Raw genomic sequence first — 3,642 nt, forward strand, 5'->3', positions numbered from 1 at the left:
AGTTATAAATTTGCTTATAAATGGGTACAGCTTTTTTATGATAATCCAAATATGATTTATCTGAATCCTGTGTTTTTCTTAAAAGGAAATCATTATTTCTTAGAATCGCTTTATATGTTAAAGTATAAATCGAATTTCAAAAAGTATTTGAATCTTCTAGAAGAAACCATTGCAGATCCTAAATTTCCTTCAAATGATAATCTTGCTTCATTGTCTTTCTTATATGTATACAACAATAAATTGAATCTACACATACTAGAAGGTACTTTCGCGGAAAGCGAATATTTGATTCCCGAAATTTTAAATAAACTAAAATTACACAGCGAGCATCTTGACGAACATCACGAAATGTTGTTTTTCTATAAAATTGCTTCTATTTATTTTGGTAACGAAAAATACAATGAATGCATTAATTACTTAGATAAAATCATCAACAACAAGAACTTGACAATGCGCGAAGATTTAATGTGTTTCGCGAGATTATTATCTCTGATTGCACATTACGAGCTTGGAAAAGATTATTATTTAGAAAATCATCTAAAGAGCACCTATAAGTTCTTATTGAAGATGAACGATTTGCATGAGGTCCAAAAGGAGATTATCAAGTTTTTAAGAAACCTAAACAACTTCTACCCTGCTGATATTAAAAAGGAATTCAAGAAAATGCACGCTCGTTTCGTAGAACTTGAAAAGAACACTTACGAAAAAAGAGCTTTCTTGTATCTTGATATTATTTCCTGGCTTGAAAGTAAAATTGAGAACCGAAAAATTGCGGATATAATTAAGGAAAAGGCAAAGCTTAACAACCGTTAATTTAAATTCTAATCCCGAAGCCTCCGAATAAAATTCTAAATTCCAAACTATTTGCGCTACTACCTTTGTCAAAGTTTAAAACTTTGACAAAGGTAGTAGCGCACGATTGCTACGCACTATTTATCATTTCGACGAAGGAGAAATGACACACTGAATAAAAAATTAAAACCAATAAAAAATCCCAAACTCCACTTAAAATTGGAATTTGGGATTTAAAAAATTGAAAATTGTCGAATTTTTATTCGACAATATTAGAAGTAGTAACATAGAAATCTTTATCAACTTCTAGTTTTCTATCTTCGTTTGTTGTTTTAACCGATTGCCATTCTGTAGTTGGTTTCAACCATGTTTCAACGCCGTTTAATTTCACTCTTACCGGCATATCAAATTTCGCTACACAATTTGTCCAATGATATCCGAACGTTCCATTTTTAAACATATATTCAAAAACCGGAATTTGAGTTGTAGTTAAATATTGAGCAAAAACTCTATTGAAGTTAATTCCAGATTGCTCATTAATATAATCTTGAATTTGTTTTCCAGTAACCGTTTGGTGATAGAACGTTTTGTTCATGCCTCGTAAAATCGATTTCCATTTTGCATCATCATTAATAACTTGACGAATCATATGAAGCATTGAAGCTCCTTTTGGATACATATCGCCAGAGCCTTCATTGTTTACATCATAATGCCCAATAATTGGCGTGTCATTTTTAATGTTTTTTCTGCATCCAATTACATACTCAGCACCAGCTTCTTTACCATAGTAGTATTCTACAAAAAGACTTTCTGAATAATTGGTAAAACTCTCGTGAACCCACATATCAGCAATATCTTTGTAAGTAATATTGTTAGCATACCATTCGTGACCTGATTCGTGAATAATGATAAAATCAAACTTTAATCCCCAACCTGTTCCGCTTAAATCACGTCCTAAATAACCATTTTTGTATTGATTTCCGTAAGTTACAGAACTTTGGTGTTCCATTCCTAAATACGGAACTTCAACCAATTTATAACTGTCTTCGTAGAAAGGATAAGGCCCGAACCAGTTTTCAAAAGCTTTAAGCATTCTTGGAGCATCTTTAAACTGCTCTTTTGCCAAAGCAAGATTGTCTTTTAAAACATAATAATTACAGTCTAAATTTCCTTTTTCTCCCTTGAAAACTTCAGAGAAATTAACATAATCTCCAATGTTGATGTTTACACCATAATTATTGATCGGATTGGCAACATACCAATTGAAAGTTTTAGTTCCGTCTTTTTCTTTCTTTACGCTTTGTAATCTTCCGTTAGAGACCTCAGTTAAATCTCCAGGAACATTAACGCTTATTAGCATATTCTCCACTTCATCGTACATATGATCCTTGCAAGGCCACCAAACGCTCGCGCCTAAACCTTGGCAAGATGTAGCAATAAAATCTTTTCCGTTTTTATCTTTTTTCCAAGAGAAACCACCATCCCAAGGAGCTCTAACAGCTTCTTTTGGTTTTCCTTCAAAGAAAACTACGATTTCTTTTACTGCACCAACTTTTTGTTTTTCATTTAAAGTGATGAAAAACGCATTCCCATCTCTTTCAAATTTTAATTCTTTACCATTTTGCGTTACTTTGGTAATATTCATTGGTTCCTGCAAATCAATCTGCATGCGGTTGTTTTCTGTTAAAACAGTATAACGAACAGTGTTTGAACCTGAAATAAATTTTTCAGCAGGCTTAACCTTTACGTCAAGGTGATAATATTTTAAATCCCACCAAGCTCTTTCTTTTGTGATGCTTCCGCGTAAAGTATCCTGATGTGTAAAAACGGTTTCTGACTTGTTTAAAAGTCCCTGAGCATTGGCAGTAAAACCAATTAGAAAAGCACCTAAAATGCTTCCAAAGTAATTTTTCATTAGTTAGAATTATAAAATAAAAAAAGTATTCGAACTTAATCTGTCACAAATGTAAACATTCGAATTAAGAATTCTAAAATTTTATGATTTCTTCATAAAAAACAAACCCAATAAATAAGAAATTTATTGGGTTTCAGTTTTTCAACTAATTACAAAGATTAATTTGTGATATTAGATTCAATAATATAAAAGTTTTTATCTACAGCTAAAGATGTTTTTTCGCTATTTAAATCTTTGGCTTGCCAATCAGTTGTTGGTTTTAGCCAAGTTTCTTCGCCGTTTAAAGTTACCTTTAAAGGAAGATTAAAGTTCTCGTGACAATTAATCCAATGATAAGCTAATTTTTTATTTTTAAAATAATATTCAAAAACAGGTACCTGAGGCGTTCTCAAATACTGATTAAAAATGGGACTAAAATCAATTCCAGATTCTTTACTAATATAATCTTCAATTTGTTTTGTGGTAACGGTTTGATGATAAAACGTTTTGTTCAATCCACGAAGAATCGATTTAAACTTCGCATCATCATTAATTACCTGACGAATCGTATGAATCATGTTGGCGCCTTTTGGATACATATCGCCAGAACCTTCTCTGTTTACATCATAATACCCAATAATAGGCTCTTTATTAGCAATCATTTTTCTAATTCCTCTCGCGTATTCATTTGCGGCATCTTTTCCGTAATAATATTCGATAAAAAGAACTTCTGAATACGTTGTAAAACTCTCATGAATCCACATATCGGCAATATCCTTATAAGTAATATTATTGGCAAACCATTCGTGACCCGATTCGTGAATAATGATATAATCAAACTTCAATCCCCAACCCGTTCCGCTTATATCATGTCCGTTATGCCCATTTTGATAGTTGTTCCCATAAGTTACAGAACTTTGGTGCTCCATTCCCAAATACGGAACTTCGACTAATTT

Annotated in this window: 2 protein-coding genes and 1 pseudogene; 1 reads left to right on the forward strand and 2 read right to left on the reverse strand. The window is 32.1% G+C overall.

Translation table 11 applies throughout. The features are described from left to right. Nucleotides 1-813, forward strand: a pseudogene (locus tag B3J44_RS10150) (hypothetical protein); the annotation flags it as partial. A 238-nt stretch (nucleotides 814-1,051) separates the two neighbouring features. On the opposite strand, the gene B3J44_RS10155 reads toward B3J44_RS10150, so the two are convergent. Together B3J44_RS10155 and B3J44_RS10160 are read right to left on the reverse strand one after the other, a co-directional pair. Beyond that, a complete protein-coding gene (locus B3J44_RS10155; protein WP_278021681.1) occupies nucleotides 1,052-2,707 on the reverse strand; it encodes a M1 family metallopeptidase in 1,656 nt (551 codons plus the stop codon). A 158-nt stretch (nucleotides 2,708-2,865) separates the two neighbouring features. Further along, nucleotides 2,866-3,642, reverse strand: a 777-nt coding sequence (locus tag B3J44_RS10160; RefSeq protein ID WP_286968269.1) for a M1 family metallopeptidase, incomplete at its 5' end; no start/stop codon positions are given.

The organism is Flavobacterium sp. UBA4854 (assembly GCF_002399805.1).
Lineage (GTDB): Bacteria > Bacteroidota > Bacteroidia > Flavobacteriales > Flavobacteriaceae > Flavobacterium > Flavobacterium ginsengisoli.